Source organism: Pseudoalteromonas sp. S1609 (genome assembly GCF_005887255.1).
GTDB lineage: Bacteria > Pseudomonadota > Gammaproteobacteria > Enterobacterales > Alteromonadaceae > Pseudoalteromonas.
On record NZ_PNDJ01000038.1, the window covers coordinates 17,194 to 38,699 of the forward strand.

The 21,506-nt window shown below is 40.9% G+C and carries 22 protein-coding genes; 16 read left to right on the top strand and 6 right to left on the bottom strand.

The features are described 5' to 3' along the window. Positions 1 to 4 precede the first annotated feature (4 nt). From fliF to CWB76_RS11095, 8 genes are all read left to right on the top strand, one after another. Entirely contained in the window at positions 5 to 1,732 is a 1,728-nt protein-coding gene (gene fliF, locus CWB76_RS11060) for a flagellar basal-body MS-ring/collar protein FliF (protein WP_138607592.1), read from the top strand. Then, positions 1,713 to 2,732 carry a FliG C-terminal domain-containing protein gene (locus tag CWB76_RS11065; RefSeq protein ID WP_010391197.1) on the top strand — a complete coding sequence of 340 codons (1,020 nt, stop codon included), beginning with the start codon at positions 1,713 to 1,715 and terminating at the stop codon, positions 2,730 to 2,732. Before fliF ends, CWB76_RS11065 begins: the two co-directional genes overlap by 20 nt. A 2-nt stretch (positions 2,733 to 2,734) precedes the next feature. Then, a complete protein-coding gene (locus CWB76_RS11070) occupies positions 2,735 to 3,367 on the top strand; it encodes a FliH/SctL family protein (protein WP_138569982.1) in 633 nt (210 codons plus the stop codon). Then, the gene (locus CWB76_RS11075; protein ID WP_138607594.1) at positions 3,360 to 4,709 is read left to right on the top strand and encodes a FliI/YscN family ATPase; all 1,350 of its coding nucleotides are present in this window, start codon (positions 3,360 to 3,362) and stop codon (positions 4,707 to 4,709) included. Before CWB76_RS11070 ends, CWB76_RS11075 begins: the two co-directional genes overlap by 8 nt. Continuing rightward, entirely contained in the window at positions 4,702 to 5,118 is a 417-nt protein-coding gene (locus CWB76_RS11080; RefSeq protein WP_010391201.1) for a flagellar FliJ family protein, read from the top strand. The genes CWB76_RS11075 and CWB76_RS11080 overlap by 8 nt, the downstream gene beginning before the upstream one ends. 48 nt (positions 5,119 to 5,166) lie before the next feature. Continuing rightward, on the top strand, positions 5,167 to 7,593 hold the full coding sequence (gene hrpB / locus CWB76_RS11085; protein ID WP_138607596.1) for an ATP-dependent helicase HrpB: 2,427 nt from the start codon (positions 5,167 to 5,169) through the stop codon (positions 7,591 to 7,593). Between the two features lie 220 nt (positions 7,594 to 7,813). Further along, the gene (locus tag CWB76_RS11090; protein WP_138607598.1) at positions 7,814 to 8,365 is read left to right on the top strand and encodes a heme NO-binding domain-containing protein; all 552 of its coding nucleotides are present in this window, start codon (positions 7,814 to 7,816) and stop codon (positions 8,363 to 8,365) included. Next, positions 8,358 to 9,308, top strand: coding sequence for a sensor histidine kinase (locus CWB76_RS11095; protein WP_138594212.1), 951 nt, complete (start codon positions 8,358 to 8,360; stop codon positions 9,306 to 9,308). The genes CWB76_RS11090 and CWB76_RS11095 overlap by 8 nt, the downstream gene beginning before the upstream one ends. A 76-nt stretch (positions 9,309 to 9,384) precedes the next feature. Here the strand turns inward: CWB76_RS11095 and CWB76_RS11100 are convergent, their stop codons facing one another. Next, positions 9,385 to 9,606 (bottom strand): hypothetical protein, encoded by a 222-nt coding sequence (locus CWB76_RS11100; RefSeq protein ID WP_008108632.1) that lies wholly within the window; start codon positions 9,604 to 9,606, stop codon positions 9,385 to 9,387. Positions 9,607 to 9,794: 188 nt separating this feature from the next. Here CWB76_RS11100 and CWB76_RS11105 point away from each other — a divergent pair, with 188 nt between their 5' ends. Further along, positions 9,795 to 10,508, top strand: a complete 714-nt coding sequence (locus CWB76_RS11105; RefSeq protein WP_138607600.1) for a DUF1499 domain-containing protein — start codon at positions 9,795 to 9,797, stop codon at positions 10,506 to 10,508. Positions 10,509 to 10,625: 117 nt separating this feature from the next. Continuing rightward, positions 10,626 to 11,672, top strand: coding sequence for an NAD(P)-dependent alcohol dehydrogenase (locus CWB76_RS11110; RefSeq protein WP_054202080.1), 1,047 nt, complete (start codon positions 10,626 to 10,628; stop codon positions 11,670 to 11,672). Between the two features lie 53 nt (positions 11,673 to 11,725). On the opposite strand, the gene CWB76_RS11115 is transcribed toward CWB76_RS11110, so the two are convergent. Continuing rightward, on the bottom strand, positions 11,726 to 12,934 hold the full coding sequence (locus tag CWB76_RS11115) for an MFS transporter (RefSeq protein ID WP_138607602.1): 1,209 nt from the start codon (positions 12,932 to 12,934) through the stop codon (positions 11,726 to 11,728). Between the two features lie 341 nt (positions 12,935 to 13,275). On the opposite strand from CWB76_RS11115, the gene CWB76_RS20285 reads away from it, so the two are divergent. From CWB76_RS20285 to CWB76_RS11130, 4 genes are all read left to right on the top strand, one after another. Then, positions 13,276 to 13,455, top strand: coding sequence for a hypothetical protein (locus CWB76_RS20285; RefSeq protein WP_249363171.1), 180 nt, complete (start codon positions 13,276 to 13,278; stop codon positions 13,453 to 13,455). Positions 13,456 to 13,499: 44 nt separating this feature from the next. Continuing rightward, positions 13,500 to 13,697 carry a hypothetical protein gene (locus tag CWB76_RS20290; RefSeq protein ID WP_249363172.1) on the top strand — a complete coding sequence of 66 codons (198 nt, stop codon included), beginning with the start codon at positions 13,500 to 13,502 and terminating at the stop codon, positions 13,695 to 13,697. Beyond that, on the top strand, positions 13,694 to 13,891 hold the full coding sequence (locus CWB76_RS11125; protein ID WP_008108814.1) for a helix-turn-helix transcriptional regulator: 198 nt from the start codon (positions 13,694 to 13,696) through the stop codon (positions 13,889 to 13,891). The genes CWB76_RS20290 and CWB76_RS11125 overlap by 4 nt, the downstream gene beginning before the upstream one ends. An 88-nt stretch (positions 13,892 to 13,979) precedes the next feature. After that, positions 13,980 to 16,106, top strand: coding sequence for a TonB-dependent receptor plug domain-containing protein (locus CWB76_RS11130; RefSeq protein ID WP_138607604.1), 2,127 nt, complete (start codon positions 13,980 to 13,982; stop codon positions 16,104 to 16,106). A gap of 78 nt (positions 16,107 to 16,184) precedes the next feature. Here the strand turns inward: CWB76_RS11130 and CWB76_RS11135 are convergent, their stop codons facing one another. Continuing rightward, positions 16,185 to 17,066: a LysR family transcriptional regulator gene (locus CWB76_RS11135; RefSeq protein WP_138607606.1), complete on the bottom strand. Its 882-nt coding sequence runs from the start codon at positions 17,064 to 17,066 to the stop codon at positions 16,185 to 16,187. A gap of 108 nt (positions 17,067 to 17,174) precedes the next feature. On the opposite strand from CWB76_RS11135, the gene CWB76_RS11140 reads away from it, so the two are divergent. Beyond that, the gene (locus tag CWB76_RS11140; protein ID WP_138607608.1) at positions 17,175 to 18,155 is read left to right on the top strand and encodes a TDT family transporter; all 981 of its coding nucleotides are present in this window, start codon (positions 17,175 to 17,177) and stop codon (positions 18,153 to 18,155) included. 3 nt (positions 18,156 to 18,158) lie between these two features. Here CWB76_RS11140 and CWB76_RS11145 read toward each other — a convergent pair whose 3' ends face one another. Then, positions 18,159 to 18,341, bottom strand: a complete 183-nt coding sequence (locus CWB76_RS11145) for a DUF2986 domain-containing protein (RefSeq protein WP_138594228.1) — start codon at positions 18,339 to 18,341, stop codon at positions 18,159 to 18,161. A gap of 162 nt (positions 18,342 to 18,503) precedes the next feature. On the opposite strand from CWB76_RS11145, the gene CWB76_RS11150 reads away from it, so the two are divergent. Continuing rightward, positions 18,504 to 19,991, top strand: a complete 1,488-nt coding sequence (locus CWB76_RS11150; protein WP_138607610.1) for a dipeptidase — start codon at positions 18,504 to 18,506, stop codon at positions 19,989 to 19,991. Positions 19,992 to 20,058: 67 nt separating this feature from the next. On the opposite strand, the gene CWB76_RS11155 is transcribed toward CWB76_RS11150, so the two are convergent. Both CWB76_RS11155 and CWB76_RS11160 read right to left on the bottom strand, forming a co-directional pair. Beyond that, a complete protein-coding gene (locus tag CWB76_RS11155) occupies positions 20,059 to 20,820 on the bottom strand; it encodes an EAL domain-containing protein (RefSeq protein WP_138607612.1) in 762 nt (253 codons plus the stop codon). A 204-nt stretch (positions 20,821 to 21,024) separates the two neighbouring features. After that, positions 21,025 to 21,453 (bottom strand): OsmC family protein, encoded by a 429-nt coding sequence (locus CWB76_RS11160; protein ID WP_138607614.1) that lies wholly within the window; start codon positions 21,451 to 21,453, stop codon positions 21,025 to 21,027. Between the last annotated feature and the right edge of the window lie 53 nt (positions 21,454 to 21,506).

The following is a 21,506-nucleotide window of genomic DNA, read 5'->3' on the forward strand; positions in this document are numbered from 1 at the left end:
TGATATGAAAGGAGAATTAGCAAAAGTACCTGAGCAAAATGAGAGCAACCTAAAAGAAAGAGTGGTTAATCTCTCCAACAAATTAAACTTCGGCAACTCAGGTGACAGAAGTGTCGCGACCATTGCTCTACTAGCGACATTAGTAGCGGCTACTATAGTCCTTATTTTATGGACCTCGGCTAAAAACTACGTACCGCTTTACGGTAATCAAGAAAGCTACGATAAAGCCAATATTTTAGAAATTTTAGATAAAGAACAAATCACGTTCCGCATCGATACCGATAGCGGTAATATTTTAGTGCCGCAAGAAAAATTGGCTGATGCGCGAATCACGCTGGCGGCGAGAGGAATAAAAGCCTCTATGCCTGAGGGTATTGAGAATATTAGCGACAAAGTGTCTATGGGCACCAGTCAATTTATCGAATCTATGCAATACCAGCATGCCTTAGAAGGTGAGTTGGCACGCACCATTATTAACATGCAAGGCATACGCAATGCGCGCGTGCACTTGGCAGTCCCTAAGCGCAGCTTATTTGTAGGGCGTACTGAGCAAAAAACCGCAGCGTCTGTGATGGTTGATTTAGCGCCAGGACACGAACTTAAACCAGAGCAAGTGGAAGCCATTATTGCACTGATTATTGGCAGTGTGCCTGGGCTTGATTCTCGTTCTGTGTCGGTGGTGGATCAGCGTGGTAAATTACTCAGCGGCGACTTATTTGATACCACTCCAGTAGGCAAAGAAACCGATAAAAAGCTCGCCTTTATTGAAAAAGTTGAGCGCAACATAGAGCAACGCGCCTCTATTATGTTGTTGCCAATTTTGGGTGAAGGTAATTTTAGAATTCAGGTTTCTAGTGATGTTGATTTTAGTGTGGTTGAAGAAACACGTGAAATGGTTGACCCACAAAATGTATTAACACAAGAGTTTATTAAATCTGATAGCACCCTAGATCAGCTGGCGGCTGGTATTCCGGGCTCTTTAGCTAATGAGCCACCTGTGCCTAACGAACAAGCTGAAGATGAAAACAACGAGCGAACTTCACAACGAAATGAGAGTAAACGACAGTTTGAAAATGGTCGCTCGGTAACTCATACCCAATTTGAAGTAGGCCGCATTAAAAACATGAGCTTATCGGTACTTATTAATGAGCAAGTAGCTGGAACAGCTGATGGCTGGAGCGAAGAAAAGCTCGCTTCATTAGGTGAAATGGTAAAAAAGGCTACGGGGTTTAACGACGCACGCGGCGATCAATTCAACATCACTAGCTTTGCCTTTGTAGAACAAAAAATACTAGCCCCAGGTGAAGGTCTTGAATGGTGGCAAATGCCCGAGCTTAAAGAGTATGCCCGTTATATTGTGGGTACTTTAATTAGTTTATTGCTGATTTTATTTGGTGTGCGCCCTTTAGTTAATCACTTAATAAAAGGTAAAAGTAACGAAGCAAACAACGCCATGGCAACCGCTGATAATGAGGTTAAATCAGCCTCTACAACAGAAAGACAAAGCAGTCCGCTTGATGACGCCATTAATGCTAAATCGCAAATAGAAAACTTAACCGCCAAAGAGGGCGCAAGCGAACATCAAACTATGTCATTACCACAAATAGGCAATGACTTTGAAGAACAAATAGCGCACATGCAGTTACTTGCTAACAAAGAAACCGAGCGTGTTACGTCGGTAATAAAATATTGGGTAGAACAAGGAGTTGAAATTGAATCAAGAAAAGCTTGATAAAGGCTCACAATTACCGGCGCTAGATCGCGCCGCTATTTTATTGCTAAGTATGGGCGAGGAAAATGCCGCCAGTGTCATTCGTAAATTAGGCCGCCGTGAAGTGCAGGCTATTTCTGAGCGTATGGCTAAAATTTCAAACGTTACTCAACAGGATGTTGCAGGCACCTTGAGTGAATTTTTTGATTGCTACCGCAATGAAAGTGGTGTCAATGGCGCGTCGCGTGTGTATTTAGAGCGAGCACTTGATAAAGCCGTCGGCCGTAAGCTTGCCAAAACTATGCTTGATGATATTTATGGTGGTGCAATGAATGACGATTTACGTCGTTTAGAGTGGATCCCGCCAGAGCTTATAGTACGTTTTTTAGATCAGGAACATGTGCAAATGCAAGCGCTGTTTTTGGCCTTTTTACCCCCAGAGCAAGCCTCAGCCATTATTGTACTGTTTCCAGAATCGAAGCATGATGATTTACTGTATCGAATTGCCAGTCTTCGTGAAGTGAGCGAACACGTTATTGATGATGTGCGCTTAACGCTTGAGTCGTGTATTGAGTTTGTTGGCCGCCAAGTAGGCGCACAAGTGAATGGTGTCGATAAAGCGGTAGAAATTATGAATCGTTACAACGGTAATAAGAGCCAAATTATCGAACTAATGAAAAAACATAACACTAACGTAGCTGATGAAATACAAGAGAAAATGTACGACTTTGATGGCTTAATCAAGCAAACAGACGAGACACTAACCTTGTTGCTTAATGACATTCCTGATGAGTTATGGACTATGTCGTTAAAGGGTGTAAACAGCGAGTTTTTAGCGCGTGTTTTAGGTGCACTGCCTAAACGTTTAGCGCAAGTGTACCAGCAGCAAATTGATGGTTTAAGCGCGCAACCACTGAGCAAAGTGATTGCCGCCAGAAAAGAAATTATGTCGATAGTTAGAGACATGAGCAAACAAGGTGATATTGAATATCGCTTATTTGAAGAAGAGACTGCAGGCTAACTATGAGTCAAGCATTTAGGTTTCCCACTTTAAATAAAAATGAGCAACATCAAACGCTGCAAGAACGTTTAGATGCTGCTCAGCGTGTTGGTTTACAGCAGGGCTATGAAGAAGGGCTCGCGCAAGGGGCTGCCAATAAGCAAAGCGAATTAGAGCAACAAATGGAGCAACAAATAGAGTTGCGTGTTTCTGAGCGTCTTGAAGCGCAAAAAACACAGCTTATTGAACGTTTTAACACTTTATTTGATAAAGCTAATAATGAGCTACTTAACTTTAATGATGAGTTTAAACAAGACCTTGCCTTAATGATAAGTACCTTGGCTGAGCACGTTATTGACTGCGAGCTAAAAGTACGCCCCGAAATACGCGCGCAGCTTATTGAAAAAGCCATTACCTTGCTTAGCAATCGCGATGTAGTAACAAAAGTTATGTTCTCAGGCTCTGATCGTCACTGCTTTAATGATGCACGTTTAGCTGAGTTTTCGGTGCCGACTTACTTTGATGAGGCTCTGATCAGTGGAGACGTTGAACTGGTGGCAGAGCAACAAACACATCGATTTTCTTTTTCAGAGCGATTACAAAGCCTTTTGGATGAAGTGATACCTGAAATTTTAAAAGCGCAACCGCATGACTAACCCACTTCATACCAGCTTAAAGTCTGCGCTGAAAGCGCTAACCTCGCCTGAATTAGTTAAAAGCTATGGCCGTTTAACACGAGTTAATGGTTTAACGCTTACCGCTACCGGTGGGCAATTTGCTATGGGTGAAAAATACCAAGTAGAAAGTGTTGATGGCCACTGGTATGACGCTGAAGTAGTAGGTTTTAATCAAGATGAAGCCTATTTAATGCCCCTGAAAAAAATACAAAACTTATATTCAGGTGGACGCGTTAGGCCAGTTATAAAAAACAACCATGTGGCTATTTCAGAAAAGTTATTAGGGCGTGTGCTCGATGCGCAAATGCAGCCGATTGATAACTTAGGTCCACTTGAACAAGACAGCACAAAAAACGCCAGTAAATTGGGTAACGATTATTCTTTAACGCCGCTGGAGCGCAAAGGCGTTATCGAGCCGCTAGATGTAGGTATTCGCGCTATTAATAGCTTATTTAGTGTAGGTAAAGGCCAGCGTTTAGGGTTATTTGCAGGTTCGGGGGTGGGTAAAAGTAAATTGCTTGGCATGATGACCCGCTTTACCTCTGCCGATGTGGTTATTGTAAGCCTTGTAGGTGAGCGTGGTTGGGAAGTAAAAGATTTTATTGAGCAAAGCCTAGGTAAAGAAGGCTTAAAAAAGGCCATTGTAATAGCATCCCCAGCAGACGATTCCCCCTTATTGCGTATTAAAGCGGCCGAGCTTAGCCATAAATTGGCGGCTTATTTTAGAGATAAAAATTCAAATGTATTGCTGTTGATGGACTCATTAACCCGCTATGCGCAAGCACAGCGAGAAATTGGCTTATCGGTAGGTGAGCTGCCTGCATCCAAAGGATACCCGCCATCGGTATTTAGTAAATTAACCCAGCTGGTTGAGAGTTCCGGTAATAGTGAAAAAAGCAAAGGCAGCATGACCGCCATTTATACAGTATTAGCTGAAGGCGACGATCAACAAGATCCAATAGCCGATAACGCCCGAGCAATTCTTGATGGCCATATAGTATTGGATCGCACCTTAGCAGAAAAGGGCCACTATCCGGCCATTAATATTGGTTCATCGATTAGCCGAGTAATGCCTAATATAGTAAGTGATGAGCAGCTAAGTTTTTGTTATAAATTGAAAAAGCTTTATAGCCGTTACATGCAAGTGCATGAGCTTATTCCTTTAGGGGCGTATCAGGCAGGCAAAGATCCGGAACTCGACAGTGCGGTAAATTTGTATCCACAAATCGAATCATTTCTATGCCAAGGGTTGAACGAACAAGTGGATTTTTCACAGTCAATAACTCAATTAAATGCAGTGATGAGTAAACTGAATGCTTAATAAATTTTTAGGATTACAACAACAAAAATTAGATAAAATGCTGGCCGAGCAAACTCAGTTACAACAAAGAAGTAATCTAGAGCAGCAACGTTTATCGCAGCTTCAGCAGCACATAAACAGTATGGATAAAAACCAGCAAATGAGCTCGGCGCTAAGCTTACAAAATTTATCAGGGATGAAGCGTATTTTGTCTGGCTTATCGACGCAGCAACAAGCGCGTATTGATGATTCACAGCAAGATGAATTACGTCAGCAGCAAGCTTGTTTTAAGCAAATGAGCTTCACCAAAGGCATAGAAGGAATAGTGAGTAATAGGCATCGTGCTGATCAAAATAAAGCGCAGCAGCAAGAGGCTAAAACGTTAGATGAAATGATCAGCCAAGCACATAGTCGTACTCTGCATAAATAACTACTAATTTTTGCTACAATAGCGGCAAAGTAATTTAGGGTAAATAGCGTGCTGCCGGTTCAAGAAATATATACTTCACTCATTGATGCTTTAAAAGCCAACCCAATCACCTTACTGCAAGCGCCGCCTGGTGCTGGTAAATCAACATGGTTGCCATTACAGCTTATGCGCGATGGGCATTATAAGCACATCGTCATGTTAGAGCCGCGGCGCTTAGCAGCAAGAAATATTGCTAACTATTTAGCGCACTGCCAAAACGAAACGCTAGGGCAAAGTGTCGGTTTACGGGTGCGAGGTGAAAGTAAAGTCAGCACACAAACTCGCCTTGAAATAGTTACCGAAGGCATGCTTACGCGCATGTTACAAAATGATCCTGAGCTTAGTGATGTTGATTTACTTATTTTTGATGAGTTTCATGAGCGTTCCATCGCAGCAGATACCGCACTGGCTTTTGCTTTAGAATCGCAAGCGGCACTGCGTGAAGATTTAACCATTATGCTGATGTCGGCCACCCTTGATAGCGAACGCTACACTGGGTTTTTTAATTGCCCAGTAATTCAATCAAACGGGCGAAGTTACCCCATTGACGAAATATATTGCCCAATAAAAGATGAAAGCCGCTGGCTTGATGCTATTCCACCAATAATAAAACAAGCACTCAATGAGCAAACAGGCAGTGCGCTGGTATTTTTACCCGGCCAGCGTGAAATACTGCGAGTGCAGCAAGCGTTGATCGACTTGCCCAGTAATTGTATTGTTGCCACATTATTTGGCGAACAAGATAAAGCTAATCAACAAGCTGCAATTTCACCTGCGCCTCAAGGGATGCGAAAAGTAGTATTAACGACCAATGTTGCCGAAACAAGTTTAACCATTGAAGGTATTAGAATTGTTGTTGATAGCGGCAAGCGCCGTGCAGCCAGCTTTAATTTAAAAACCGGTGTCACTGAGCTCACTACGCAAAGTATATCGCGTTCATCGGCAGTACAACGCGCAGGGCGTGCAGGAAGAATAGAGCCAGGGGTTGTGTATCGATTAGGTTCAAAACAAACTTTTGAGAGGCGAAACAGCCACGATAACCCTGATATTCTTACCTCAGATATTAGCCAACTGATGCTTGAGGCAAAGCAGTGGGGCGCAAGCATTAGTGAACTCACCTTACTTGACCCGCCGAGTGAACAACAATGCAGCCAAGCTACTAATTTATTATCTATGCTTGAAGCCATAGATAGTAACGGTAAGCTCACCACGCTGGGTAGTAAAATGTTGGGCTTTGGTGCCGATATTCGCCTAGCGCATATTTTATTAAAAGCGCAAATGTTAGAACCACAGTTAAGTGGGATTTATCGCTTAGCTATTTATTTAGTGGCCTTACTAGAAAGCCGAGTTAGCACTGCCAATGAGCTCAACCTAGCATTGCATAGTCAACAACAACGACCACATCCGGTGTTTAAGCAGCAATTAAATTATTGGTTAAAACGCTTAAAATTTACCGACAGTCGTACAGATTTAAACACTGAACATTTAAGCTTATTAGTGTCGCTTGCCTATCCAGATCGGATTGCTAAAAAACGTGGTAATGGCTACTTATTAGCAAATGGTGCAGGGGCTGAACTAAACCCTGATTATTGGCATAATGACGAATATATAGCTATTGCCAGTATGGGCGGACATAAAGGCGGGCGTATTTTTGCGGCCACGGCGCTAAATCCATTAGCACTTAAAGAGTATTTACCGCATTTATTCACTGAGTTGACTCGCTGCGAGTTTGATGAAAAAGCCGCTCGGTTTATTCATCAAGATGAAGTAAAACTTGGGGAAATTACCCTTAGTAGCCAACCAAGTAAACATAAGCTTGATAAAACAGAGCGGGCCAAGGCATGGCTTAGTTTGTTTGCCAAACAGGGCTTTTCACTGTTTAACGAGCAAAAAGAAAGTGAGCAACTACTTATTAGAATGTGCCTAGCCAGCAAATTGATACCAGAACAGTTTCCTATTATTAGTCAGCAGCAGCTCATTGAAACAGCAGGTGATTGGTTAGGGGTATACCTTGAAGATATTAAAACCCTTGAGCAACTTAAAAAGTTTAATTATTTTGAGGCACTACAAAACAGTTTTAATTGGCAACAGCAAAGCGAGCTAAAATCTTTACTCCCACTGCGGCTAACAGTACCAAGTGGCTCTAACATAAAAATTGAATACCAACTTGATGGACCTGCCAAGCTTAGTGTGCGCATGCAAGAAGTATATGGTTTAACCAGCACGCCTATGTTAGCTAACGGTAAATTAACACTGCTAATGGAGTTGTTATCTCCAGGCAAGCGTTCACTACAGTTAACTCAAGACTTAGCACATTTTTGGAATAGTAGTTACCGCGAGGTACAAAAAGAGATGAAAGGGCGCTACCCCAAACATTTTTGGCCAGACGATCCAGCCAATAGCGTTGCCACTAATAGAGTAAAAAGCAGAATGTGATCACACTTTCTTAACTTTACTTAGTGTTAAACGTTGACCATGCAAATAACGAACTTTTTTGGGCGTTTTACAAGCGACTAAACTACTATTATTTTAATGCTGACATTTTACAGAGTAAGACTTACTACGCTAGTGTACATATGAGCCGTAAGGTAGCGAGCGTTTGTAACTAATTGAAGACACAGCTAACAATCTAAAAGTGATAATAGAGGGAACATGCATGAAAGGCGTTATCTTTAGAGGGCTTGAGGCACTGGTTATTGAAAAATGTGGCATGGCTGTATGGGACGACTTACTTGAAAAAAATGCACCTGAAGGTCGTGTTTATATTTCTGCAGAAAGTTATCCAGATGAGGAAATAGTTGGTTTGGCACAAGATGTAGCAACTGCACTTTCTATGTCTATGCCAGAGGTATTAAAGGCCTTTGGAGAGTATTTATTTTCTCACTTAAAGGCACGTCACCCAGCTATAGTAGACAGCTTTAATAGTTTTGCTGATCTCATTATTAGTATTGATAAAGTAATTCATGTTGAAGTAGCTAAGCTTTATCATGAGCCTAATTTACCTGAAATTGACGCCCAAATTATTGAAGACGGGTTTATTTTAATGCGTTACAACTCTAAGCGACAGCTTTGTATGTGCGCCGAAGGGCTTATTTTTGGTGCTGCGGCTCATTATGGGGTTGATGCTAAACTTAATCATGCCCAGTGCATGCATGATGGGTTTGATTCGTGTTTAATTGAAATAAAATATGAGACTCCCCATGGCTGAAGACGACTACAATTATAAAAAAGCGTATCTGCGCGAAAAATCAGCTAGAGATCAATTAGAAACCCTACTAGAAGACAAAACACGGGCGTTGTTTATTGCTAATCAAGAGCTGGAAGAAAAGCTTGAAACGGTCAAAAACCAACAAATAACCTTAATGCAAAGTGAGAAAATGGCCACGTTAGGCACACTTTCTGCTGGTATGGCCCACGAAATAAATAACCCGCTTGCTTACATAACCAGTAATGTAGCAAGTATAAAATTTATAAAGCCCGTGTTGGTTTCGTTAATGACGGCGGCTCAACAATTTGTAGATAAATCGATTTCAGTAACGCAGTTAGAGTCTATTTTAGTTCAGCTCAACCGAGAGAACGATTTAAGCTTTATTGTGGATGATATTGATGACTTAGTTGATGATACCCAAGAGGGATTAGAGCGTATCGCTCATATTGTTAGTAATCTTGTCGACTTTGCGAGCCTAAAAGACAACGTAACAACAATGGCTGATATTACAGAATCATTAAATGGCACGCTAAAGTTACTCGAAAACCAGCTGGGAACGTGTGCTATAGAGTTACACATTGAAAAGTTACCCCTAACACAGTGTAATATATCATCGATGAAACAAGTCTTTGTAAACTTATTAATTAATGCGAAACACGCTTGTGATGACTTGCACGAACAGCAAGGAAAAATAACTATTAAGCTGTTTGCCAATAAAGGCAATATTTACATAGAAGTGGCAGATAACGGCTGTGGGATGGATGCTGATACACTTAAACAAATGTTCGACCCTTTCTTTACCACTAAACCCGTAGGCCAAGGCACAGGTATGGGAATGGCTATAGTTTACAATGTACTTAAAGAGCACAATGGCACTATAGAGGTTGAAAGTGAAGTGGGTAAGGGGTCTTTAATACGTTGTGTAATACCTATTACTACATAACTTTGTAAGCTTAAAGTTTACAATATAGGCATGGCTATAAAGTGTGTTGTGGCTATTCAGCTTAGGTATTAGTATCTTAACTCGACACTTCTTGTCCGCCGTGTTGCTCGGCTAAATCATCAAGTTCGGCAACGGTATAATCAAATCCGCTTTCATCATATTCGTAGCTTACTTTAACGCTGTCGCCGCCATTAAAAAGACGTGTTTTTACGTCATTGACTGGCCAATCTTTTAATTCGTGTAAAAAGCGGTTGGCCACTTGTGATGACTCAAATCGGTAACTAATCTCTGTTTTCATAAATAATACCCTGATAATTTTACCCCCGTAGTTTGTTGATTTTTACCAAGGAGTCAAGTTATCTACTTTAAAAGGGTAATAAATTATGACTTTATAGATACTTATCAGTCATAGTAATCTAAATTGGAGTGTTAACAGTATAAAGCTGTTTAAAAAACAATAACCATATAACAATAACGGAGTAGGCAATGAAATATTTAGTGAGCTTAGTTGGGCTTATCGCTTTTTTAATGGTGGTACTACCGGGACCCCTTTATAAATTTAATATCGTTGAACTAGGCACTGCTTTTGCCGGTTTTAGATTAGGTGTTTATGTTGGTGGGGCAGCATTAGCCTTATTATTAGTTCAAGTGCTATTTATGCGTAAAACAGTGAGCTTAGCCAGTGCAGTGATCACTGTTATTTTTGCAGCAGTTGCTATTGCAATGCCGCTTAACATGATGAATACAGCAAAAAGTGTTCCGCCAATTCATGATATTTCTACCGATTTAATTAACCCTCCTGAGTTTGTTGCGGTTGTGCCTTTGCGTGCTGATGCACCTAATCCTGTAGCATACGCGGGAGAAGAAACTGCAGCGCAACAACGAAAAGCATACCCAGAGCTAAAACCGCTCGAGTACAACCAAACGCAACTAGAGTTAGTGGCAGCCACAACTAAAGCCATGGAAAACTTAGGCTGGGAACTGGTTAATAGTGATGTTAATAATGGCATTGTTGAAGCAACAGACACCACGACCTGGTTTGGCTTTAAAGACGATGTTGTGGTTCGTATTAACGATAAAGGCAGTAAGCGTGTGGTAGACATACGCAGTAAATCTCGCATTGGTAAAAGCGATTTAGGCAAAAATGCCCAGCGTATTAAAACGTTGATTGACGAGTTAAATGCCGTTGTGGTGCAGTAATTGATAAAAATAGCCCAGCATTATGCTGGGTTTTTTGCAGTTGCTACGTCAGTTCATGTTCAGAGCTGATAATGCATACTGTGTGAGTTATAAATTTTAATAAACTATGGAGTTATTATGAAAACAGTCGGATATGCAGCAAAAAGCCAAGGTTCTGAGCTTACAGAGTTTTCTTTTGAGCGCCGCGATTTACGAAATAACGATGTAGCAATAGAAATTTTATATTGTGGTGTGTGCCATTCAGACTTACACGCAGTGCGAAACGATTGGGGTGGCAGTAACTACCCATTAGTACCTGGGCACGAAATTGTAGGTAAAGTAATTTCGGTTGGTAGCGATGTTACCAAATATCAGCAAGGCGATACCGTTGCTGTAGGCTGTATGGTTGACTCGTGTCAAAGCTGCGACCAATGCCATAATCACGAAGAGCAATTTTGTCGTGAAGGCATGGTTGGCACTTACAGTGGCAAAGACAGAATAAATGGTGAAATGACTCAAGGTGGCTATTCTAAGCATGTAGTGGTGCGTGAAGAATTTGTGCTTTCAGTACCTAAAAATTTAGAGCTATCTCGCGTTGCGCCTTTATTGTGTGCTGGCATTACTACTTACTCACCGCTGCATAAATGGGGTGTTAAAAAAGGCAGCCGTGTTGCAGTTGTCGGCCTTGGAGGGCTTGGCCATATGGCGGTTAAAAATGCTGTGGCAATGGGGGCAACGGTTACGGTTATTGGCCGCACTGAATCTAAAAAAGAAGATGCTATTGAGCTAGGTGCACAGCACTATTTAGTATCGAACAACGATGATGAAATGAAAAATGCACAATCAGCGTTTGATGTGATCATTGATACTATACCGGTAAAGCACGACCTATCACTGTATACACCGCTACTTGATATTGATGGCACGTTAGTGATTGTTGGCCAAGTAGGCCCTGTTGATGAGCTAAACACAGTGCCATTGTTAATGGGTCGTCGTCGAGTGGCAGGATCCTTAATTGGTGGCATTGCAGAAACACAGCAAATGCTCGATTTTTGTGGTGAGCACAATGTATTACCTGAGTGTGAAATGATCAATATAGACGAAATTAACACCGCTTATGAGCGCATGGAACGCTCAGATGTGCGCTACCGTTTTGTTATTGATATGGCGTCGATTGACGTGTAATTAATTAAAATAATGAGTATAACAAGAGCCGCTATACGCGGCTCTTTTTATACTTAATACGCTGCAGCCGTTTGTTTTGCGCTTTTATTGTTTATTTGTATAAAGCTAAGCCACCACATAAATAACCCGCCTAAAAATAATGCTCCTGCAACATACCCGGTTTGACTTGGTTGTGCCCCTTGTGCGATAGCAATGCCGCCTACCCATGGGCCAATTGCATTAGCAATATTAAAAGCACATTGTACGAGAGCACCAATCATGGCATGGCCATTGGGCGATACATCCATTAACAATGCTTGCACTAAAGTAGAAAGCCCTAAGCTACAGCCAATAAAAAAGATCACCAGATAAAGTAAGTAAATATTATAGCTGGCACTTACATACGCAAATGCAAAAATAATAGTTGAGGCAAGGGTTAGTCCCGTGGTTTTAATTGCCGATTTATCGGCTGCCTTTCCTAGAATGTAATTACCGAGTGTGGAGCCAATACCAAACATCACCATCGCAATTGAAATAGTATAGGCGGGTGATTGGGTTACATCTAAAATAGTGTCGGCCACGTAGGTATAAATACAAAATACGCCACCAAAACCAATAATAACAATACCCAAAATAGACCAAACCAGTTTATTTTTTAATACCCCTAACTCGTTTAGTAAATTAGATTTTTGAGTATTTTTAACATCGGGTACCACGTAATAAACAAAAATAAAGGCAATAAACGCCAGTACACCTGCCCCGGCTAAACAATAACGCCAACTCAAATTTTGCCCAACGAGCGTTACTACGGGTACACCTACAATGGTTGCGACTGTCAGCCCCATAAATACTTTTGACATAAAGCTAGCACGCTTTCCAGCAGGCGCTATATCTGAGGCCAATAACAAGGCTGCTCCAAAATATGCGCCATGGGGTAAACCACTTAAAAACCGAAACAGCACAAGTTGCTCTAATGAGCTAGCTAAGGCGCTTAAGCTATTAGCAATACACATTAAACTTAAAAATAGTAACAGCGCTTTTTGTTTACGCATGTTTGCTGTTGCCAACATTAAAATAGGCGCGCCAACAACCACTCCAAGAGCATAAGCACTAATGGCATAACCACTTTGTGATGGGGTACTACCAAATGCTTCACTAATTAATGGCAACATAGGCATCATAGAAAATTCAGATAAACCCAAAATAAAGGTGCCTAGCGCAAGTACAACTAAAATAGCGGCTCTATTGGGCTGACTCGACGGCGATGTAGTATCAACGGCCATGTAAAATCCTTGAAGGTATTGAATAAAATTTAATAACAAACAAAACGCCTGTACGTTTAAAAAATACAACACACACGTTTATTTAAAATTGAATATGGGAATGAGGAATAAAGAGGCTGGCATTTTAAATTAAAAGCCTCCTCCCGTCATGGTCTAAACCATAGTTTAAGATGAATAAAATTTAACTTAAGCAAACGAAAGGCTGGTTTATATAGCTTTGCAAGCCACTCGCTCATTAAAAACAAGATATATTAGATTTAAATGTAATGCTAACTTGACTTTTTGTATGGTATGAATGATATTTGTAAAGTAAACATTACTTTTGAAACGGGATTAAAGCAATGAAAACAGAATTAAATTTAAAACAACGCCAAATTAAAAATACTAGCTACTTGGTTAAATGTACCTTGATTTGGTTACTCACCTTAGCGTTATGTAGCTTTGGCCCGACATTAATTTGGGATCGCGCCGAGATAATTAGCGGCTTTTTTATAGTTGTAAATGTAATGCCGGCATTGTAATGATTTTGGCTAACAAGCGTTACTTACAGGGGATGGATGAGCTGATGCAAAAAATACATCTCAGTGCCATGGGGTTTACCCTAGGTGCAATATTGGTAGGTGGGCTTGCGTACACTAATTTGCAATTGAGTGGCTTAATTGATTTTAAAGCACAGATACCCGATTTAATGTTTTTAATGGGGGCAGTGTATTTAATTAGCGTGTATGTACTTAACAAACACTATTGTGCAGGTGATGAATGAAAAACCGATTAAAAGTATTAAGAGCCGAGCATAACTATACCCAAGCAAGGTTGGCCGAACTGCTTGATGTTTCTCGCCAAACCATTAATGCGATTGAAAAAGGTAAGTTTGATCCCAGCTTGCCACTGGCCTTTAAAGCAGCAAGGTTGTTTGAGTTAAAAATAGAAGATATTTTTGACGACGAACAGGGTTAAAAATTAACAAAGTGCGACAATATGTCGCGCTTTTTAGATTGCTACAGCACGTATAATTTACCCACAAAAATTTTGTGGTAAATCAATAATGACTGATAAAAAAAATTCTTTAACCTCTTATTTATTATCCCCTTTAGCGCTTGTTATAAGTAGCGTATTATCGCCAGTTGCTTTTGCAGATGACACCTCAATTGAAGTGATTGAAGTGCACGGCCAAGCACAAAATAAACACCTATCATTAGGCTCATCTGAATCGCTATTAACCGATTTAGGAGTGGACTTTTCTGCTGCTGGTGGCATGGCCAATTTACCTGTTTTAAATGGTTTAATGGGCGATAGAGTGGCGGTACTGGTTGATGGGGCGCAAATCACCGCCGCCTGTGCTAACCAAATGAACCCGCCACTGTCTTATATTTCAGCTAATCAAATTAGTAGCTACAAAGTGGTTGCAGGTGTTTCTCCAGTAAGCGCGGGAGGCGATAATATTGCAGGTGTGATTGCTGTTAATTCTGTTTCACCTCAGTACAGTGAAAACAGCGAACTTGCATGGCATTCAGGTTATGTGTCAGCCCAGTACAACACCCTTGATAACGCCAAAAAGGTCGGCGCAGGTATGCGCATTGCCAGCGATGTACTCAGTTTTAATTATCAAGGTGCGTTTAGCGATGCTAACAGCTATGAAGATGGTAACGGCGATTTAGTGCTCGATACCCTATACCGCGCGCAAAACCATAGTTTAAGTGCTGCCATGCGCGATGATAAGCAACAATTAGTGGTTAAGCTAAGCCATCAAAAAATACCCTATCAAGGCTTTGCTAATCAATATATGGATATGACAGATAACACCAGCTATGGCGCTGTTGCTCAGTATCAACGTGCTTTTACAAACAGTGAGCTTGAAGCGCAGTTAAATTGGCATAACGTAAAGCATGAAATGGGGTTTTTTAGCGCAGAAAAAACCGGAAAAATGCCCATGAAAACTGATGCTGAGGATATAAGCACCCAGTTAAAATGGCGACTAGCGCTTGATAACAACAGCCAGTTACTACTCGCGCAAGAGTATCACCACATGAAATTAGATGACTGGTGGCCTGCAGTTGAGGGCTCAATGATGATGGGACCAAATGACTATAAAAATATTAATAATGGCCGACGTCAGCGTATTGCAGTGCTTGGAGAATATGAAAGCCAACTAAGTACTCGCTGGTGGTTAAATGCAGGCATTCGATTTGAAAATGTAATGACCAACACTGATGATGTACAAGCATATAATGCAGGCATGGCTGCAATGAATGCGATGGCCATGGCGATGCCAAGTGATGCAATGGCGGCTAAAAAGTTTAATAACCAAAACAAAAAACAAACAGATAATTTAGTTGATGTAAACGTGCTGATTAATTATCAACTAAGTAATAACGACGAACTACAAATTGGCTTAGCCCGTAAAAATCGTGCGCCTAATTTATACGAACGCTACAGCTGGGGCGTAGGTAATATGGCCACCACTATGATTGGATGGTACGGCGATGGCAACGGCTATATTGGTAATATAAACCTTAAACCAGAAACCGCACACACGCTTAGCAGCACGTACACCCGCATGGCAAAAGACGACAGCTGGCGTATAAGTGCTAATGCGTGGGTGAGCGACGTGAATGACTATATTGATGCCAACATAGTAAGAAGCTTTAACCGCACAGCGCTTGCTGCCAATACCCGTAATGTACTTATGTTTAATAACATAGATGCCAGGCTTTATGGCGTAAAGCTAGATGCGGTTTTAGCACTGCACGAGTCTAAGCAGTATGGTAACTGGTCATTAAAAGCGAATATTAGCAACACCCGTGGTAAGCGCGATGATACTAATCAGCCGCTTTATCAAATTAAGCCGCTGCAAACCCAATTTGCCATTAACCAGCAAGTTGGCCGCTTTGAAAACGCACTCACGTGGCAGTGGGTCGATAGTAAAACTCGCGTAGATAGCAACCGCCTAGAAAACCAAACTGAGCAGTATCATTTACTTAATTTAAGCTCAAAAGCAAGTTGGGATGCACTTACCGTGAGTGTTGATATTACCAATCTGCTTGATGAGTATTATCAATTACCATTAGGTGGCGTAAGTATTGCTGAGTTTAAACAAGATATGTCTCAGGGCTTTAATCAATTAGCAGGGCAGGGGCGCTCTATAAATTTAGCCATGAGTTACGCGTTTTAAGATGAGAGAGTAAGTTAGTACCAGCCGTCAGATTCGATTTTAGGTTAATCGGGTCTGACGGTTTATTGCTATTAATTTTTAAGTTTGCTTGTGACAAAATTCTATAAACTGCTTTAACAGCGGGTTTTTGTACTTGTCTTTATGCATTACTAACCAAAACTGCCTTTGCATGGGGTGGTTTAAATTAAGCTGTGTAACACGGCCATCTTTTAGGGCATATTGCGCAGCAAGTGATGATAAACATCCTAACCCTAAGCCATTTGCTACACAGTTTATAAGCGCTTCTGTGGTATTGAGCTCTACGCTTTGCGTCCAATTTTTAATTTGTGGCGCAAGGCTATGTAAAAAGAAGGAACGCGAGCCTGAACCAGGTTCTCTTAATACCCATTGGCTACGATTAAAGTCGTTAAAGCTAAGTTGCTTTTTTGCAGCCAATGGGTGGTTTATTGGGGCAATAATACACATGGCGTCATGGCTAAACACATTAGAGACTAAATCGCTTTGATGGGCTTGGCCCTCAATAAGTGCTATATCGAGCTCGTAATCTATAAGTTTTTGACAAATAAGCGTCGAATTGGAAATCAGTATTTGTTGTGAATAATGCTGTCGCTGTGCTCTAAATTTGCTTAGTAAAGCAGGTAATACATGATTACCAATCGTGTCGCTGGCACCAATTTTTAAAGTTCCGCTGGCAGGGGCGTTGTCTAAAAACAAGGTGTCGATAGTGTTTGCCCGATTTAATAGTTCATCAGCAAGGGGCAGTAGTTTTTGCCCTTCTTGATTTAATAATAACCGATTATTTACACGATCAAATAATGGATGGCCTAACTGCTTTTCAAGTTCGCTAAGCGCCATACTCACCGCCGCTTTAGATAGAAACAATGATTCAGACGCTGCTGTAAGGGTGCTGTGCTGGGTTATGCCGACAAATACTTTAAGTTGCTTAAGTGAAATATTCATTATGCTATGTTTAGTTTGCCTGAACGTGTGTTCTATATAATTAGATTTAACTTAACAAAATGCAAGCGTAAACTTCTCTGTAAGTTACAACCACAGGGTGGAATAGAGATGTTTAAACATATAAAAACAAAAGTATCTGGTGCACCAACACCAATGGGCGGTTTGGCATTAGGTATTGCCAGCCTAGGTTGGGCTTGGGAGAGTATGGCTAACCTAAATGGCGTAGCACAATATACCGGTGCCGCTATTGCGAGCGTATTATTGCTATTGTTAACACTTAAGTTTTTATTACATCCTCAGCTGCTTAAAGCCGATTTAGCCCATCCGGTTGTGGGAAGTGTGGTGCCTACTTTTGCTATGGCTACTTTAGTGGTGTCTAATTCTTTAGGGCAGTTTTACTCCCTTGCGGGAGATGTGCTTTGGGTTGGTGCATTTTTATTGCATTTGGTGTTTTTAATAAGCTTTATTGCTCATCGCGTGATTGAATTTAAAATTGAGCATATGGTGCCAAGCTGGTTTGTACCGCCGGTTGGGATCATTGTTGCCGATGTCGCGTTTTCAGGGAATCCGGCTCTGCTATTTTTAGCACAAGGGGCGCTTTATTTTGGGATGTTGATGTATGCAGTTATGTTGCCTATGATGATTTACCGGATCATTTTTGCTGCGCACATTCCTGATGCTGCACAACCTACATTGGCTATTTTAGCGGCGCCAGCAAGTTTATCGTTAGCTGGTTACTTTACAGTTATCAGCGAGCCGTCACCGGTTATTATTGGCTTGTTATTTGGAATTGCGGTACTGATGACCTTTATAATTTACGTCGCATTTTTTAAATTACTGCGCCGTCCATTTTGCCCAGGTTACGCTGCCTTTACTTTCCCTATGGTTATTGGTGCTACCGCGTTATTTAAACTCGCCGCATGGATGCATACAGTGGGAATTGATTTGCAGTTTGTTAAGCAAATACAGTATTTAGCAACGTTTGAACTGATTGTGGCAAGTGGGGTAGTTTGCTATGTGGCGGTTCGTTATTTGGCTCACTTTAAGCTTTTTAACACTCAATTTAAGCCTCTCACCTTATCGCAATAACGATTAAACGCTTGTTTGCACTATCTCGTTAGCCTCGTGCTCAATTGCTTGTTCGGCATCTTGCTCAGCAAGCTTTGCGCGCTCTGCTTTTGAAACATAAGCCGGTTTGTTGCTTTTATGTAGCTTGGCATTAGCACGCTTATCTTTGTTATTAAATTTTGTAATGATCTTTTTTCTGCGATTCATGATTCACCTCGTAATTTTGAGCTGCGCATTATACAGGCATCTTGTTCAAAGCTGTTAGACAAATTATAAGCTTTGCTTGTGGGTCTGCCGCAAAGCGCTGTTTGTTACTTTACAAGGAGGTTATAATTAGAGCTCTTTGTTGTTAATTAAATGGAATCTGTTTTGAACAAGCTCGCTTTAGCAAGTATTGCCTTATGTGCATTTAGCGCTCATGCAAAATTAAATAAACACAGTGAAAGCGTGGCCGATTACGCAGTTAATAACTATCAAAATGCACAGGTGCATACGCTTACTAATTTAGTATCGTTTCCTACGGTTAATAAAAGTGAGATCAGCGCACCACAAAACCCCGACTTTATAGGCTTTAAAGCATTATTAAAAATGAAAGCCGCTGAACTGGGCTTTGACTACCAAGATTTAGGCTATACCGTACTCATAGGCATGGGTGAGCAAAAAGAAAAAGTAACCATAGTGACTCACGGCGATGTACAACCAGCAAACGCCAGTAAATGGAAACAAAGCCCATTTATTATTGATACCTCAGAGCCGGGTAAATTAGTTGGCCGAGGTACCGAAGACGATAAAGGCGCTATAGCTACCGCTTTATATGCGATGAAAGCCATAAAAGATAAAGGCATAACCCTTGATAACCGCATTGAGCTGATGGTTTATTTGGCCGAGGAATCTGATTGGGGGCCTTTAACCGAATTTATGAAAACCTATGAGCAACCAAAGTATGCAGTCACAATTGACGCCTCATATCCCGTGGTGGTTGCTGAAAAAGGCTGGAGCTTAATTGCGCCAACATTTGATGCAACATCACCACAAACCGATGTGTATGTAAGCAATGTAAAGGGTGGTGCCTTTGCTAGCCAAATCCCTGAAGATGCCAGCTTAACTTTGCATAATGCGAGTACTGAATTAGTAGCTCAAATAAAACAAACAGCTAAGGCACTTAAGAGAGTAGAGTTTACCTTTGATGATCAAATAGATGGGACCTTAATTAGTGTTAAAGGCATGTCGGCTCACTCATCTGAGCCAGAGTCAGGTGTTAACGCCATTGCTTATTTGGCTGAACTATTTAAAGCTGTTGAGATTGAAAACAACAGCGACGGTCAGCTCATTAAATTTGTAAATCAGCTAATTGGCCTAGATATTTACGGCAAACAATTTGGTGATATTGCGTATAAGCATGACTTTATGGGGCCAATGACGGTAGCGCCCACAGTTATTGAACGAGACGGTAATAACCTAACGTTAGCGGTTAATGCTCGTCGTCCTATGGGTAAAGAGGCTGACTTACTAGAGCAGCAAATTAATAGTGCGCTTACCCAATGGCAAGCTGATAATAGAGTAACATTAGCCAATGTTAAAACTACCATTGGCACACCTATGCTGCTTGATGACGCACCTCATGCACAAAAGTTACTTGATATTTTTAAACATTTTACTGGTGATCAAGGCGCAGATTTTGTCTCTATTGGAGGTGGTACTAACGCTAAATTATTTGATAATGCCGTATCGTTTGGCCCATCAATGCCGGGTAAACGCTACACCGGTCACTCAGAGCATGAATTTATTACTCTTGAGCAACTAGCACTTAATTTACGTATGTACACCGCAATGATGATAGAGCTGGGTAATATGTAATTAGGGTTATTGCATAGCAAAAACTAAAAAACCGCCTTGATGGCGGTTTTTTTATAACAACTAAATGTTATTGAAAATTAACGTCAGGTAAACACTCAAAGCCTGGTTTGGCAAACAAGTAGCCTTGCATTAATTCAATGCCGACACTTTTTAGCCAGTGATATTCTTCAACTGTTTCAATGCCCTCAGCCAGTGCCATTACGTTTAGCTCTTTGAACATATTTAAGCAGTTACGCACAATAGTTTGGCGTTTTGTGTCTTTATCGATATCGCGTATAAGTGCCATATCGAGTTTAATAATATCTGTTTGAAAGTCAGCTAGTAAGTTTAATCCAGAATAGCCTGAGCCAAAGTCATCTGTGGCTGTTTTAAAGCCTAATTCTTGGTAGTAGCTTACAACCCGCTCAACATGGCTGCTGTCTTCTATTTTTTCAACTTCAGTAAATTCAAACATAATGTTAGTTGTAGGGAAGTTGTACTTTTTAGCCGCTTCTAGGGTTGTACGAATACAGCGCTCAGGCTTATAAATAGCGTTGGGTAAAAAGTTAATGCTTAGCATGGTGTTTATGCCTAGCTTAGAGGCAAGTGCAATGGCTTTAATTCTACATAGTTGGTCAAAGGTATAGCGGTTGTCGTCGTTTACTTGGGAAATAATAGAGAAAGCCGACTCGTTGTTTAAACCACGAACCAATGCTTCATAGCCATAAGTAGTGTTGCTCTGACAATTTACAATAGGCTGAAATGCCATAGTAAAGTCAAAATCTAGTTCGCTAGAATCAGCGCAGTTGCTACAAGATACTTTTTCGCAACTTTGTGATTTTTCGTTCATGCATCCACCTTTGTATTTAACCCACACCTAAAGGTGGTTAAGTTTCTTATAATCCTAACAAAGTATTGAGATTTTACATAATTATATTAGTAAACATTAATATAACTCATAATAAAGTTTTTATTTAATTCATGAAAAATTAGCAGTAAGGTTATGCTAAAACATAATCTTACTGCTACGCAAAAGTATAACTGGTTTACAAAATTAGTTAAGTGTTGCCGTTAGCTTTATGCTGGTATTGAGTAATTTTGAAATGGGGCAGCCTTTTTTGGTGTCTTCACACAGGGCTTGAAATTGCTCATTGGAAATATCAGTAATTTTTGCATTAACTACCAATTCGATTTCACTCACCGCAAAGCCATCGTCTACTTCATCTAAGCTTACTGTCGCTTTGGTGCTTATATCGTCAGCAGTAAAACCCGCATCTCCTAACGCTAGCGATAACGCCATGCTAAAGCAAGCACTGTGGGCTGCACCAACTAGCTCCTCCGGGTTAGAGCCGGGCTTATCTTCAAAGCGAGTATTAAACCCATACGGCTGGTTATCGAGAGCACCACTTTGAGTTGATATAGTGCCTTTACCACTTTTAATATCGCCAGACCAATTTGAGCTTGCCGTTTTTTTAATTGTCATCATGTTCTCCTTGTTGCGATTTGGGTCTGTTTACCTTTCAAGGTTAAATTTGC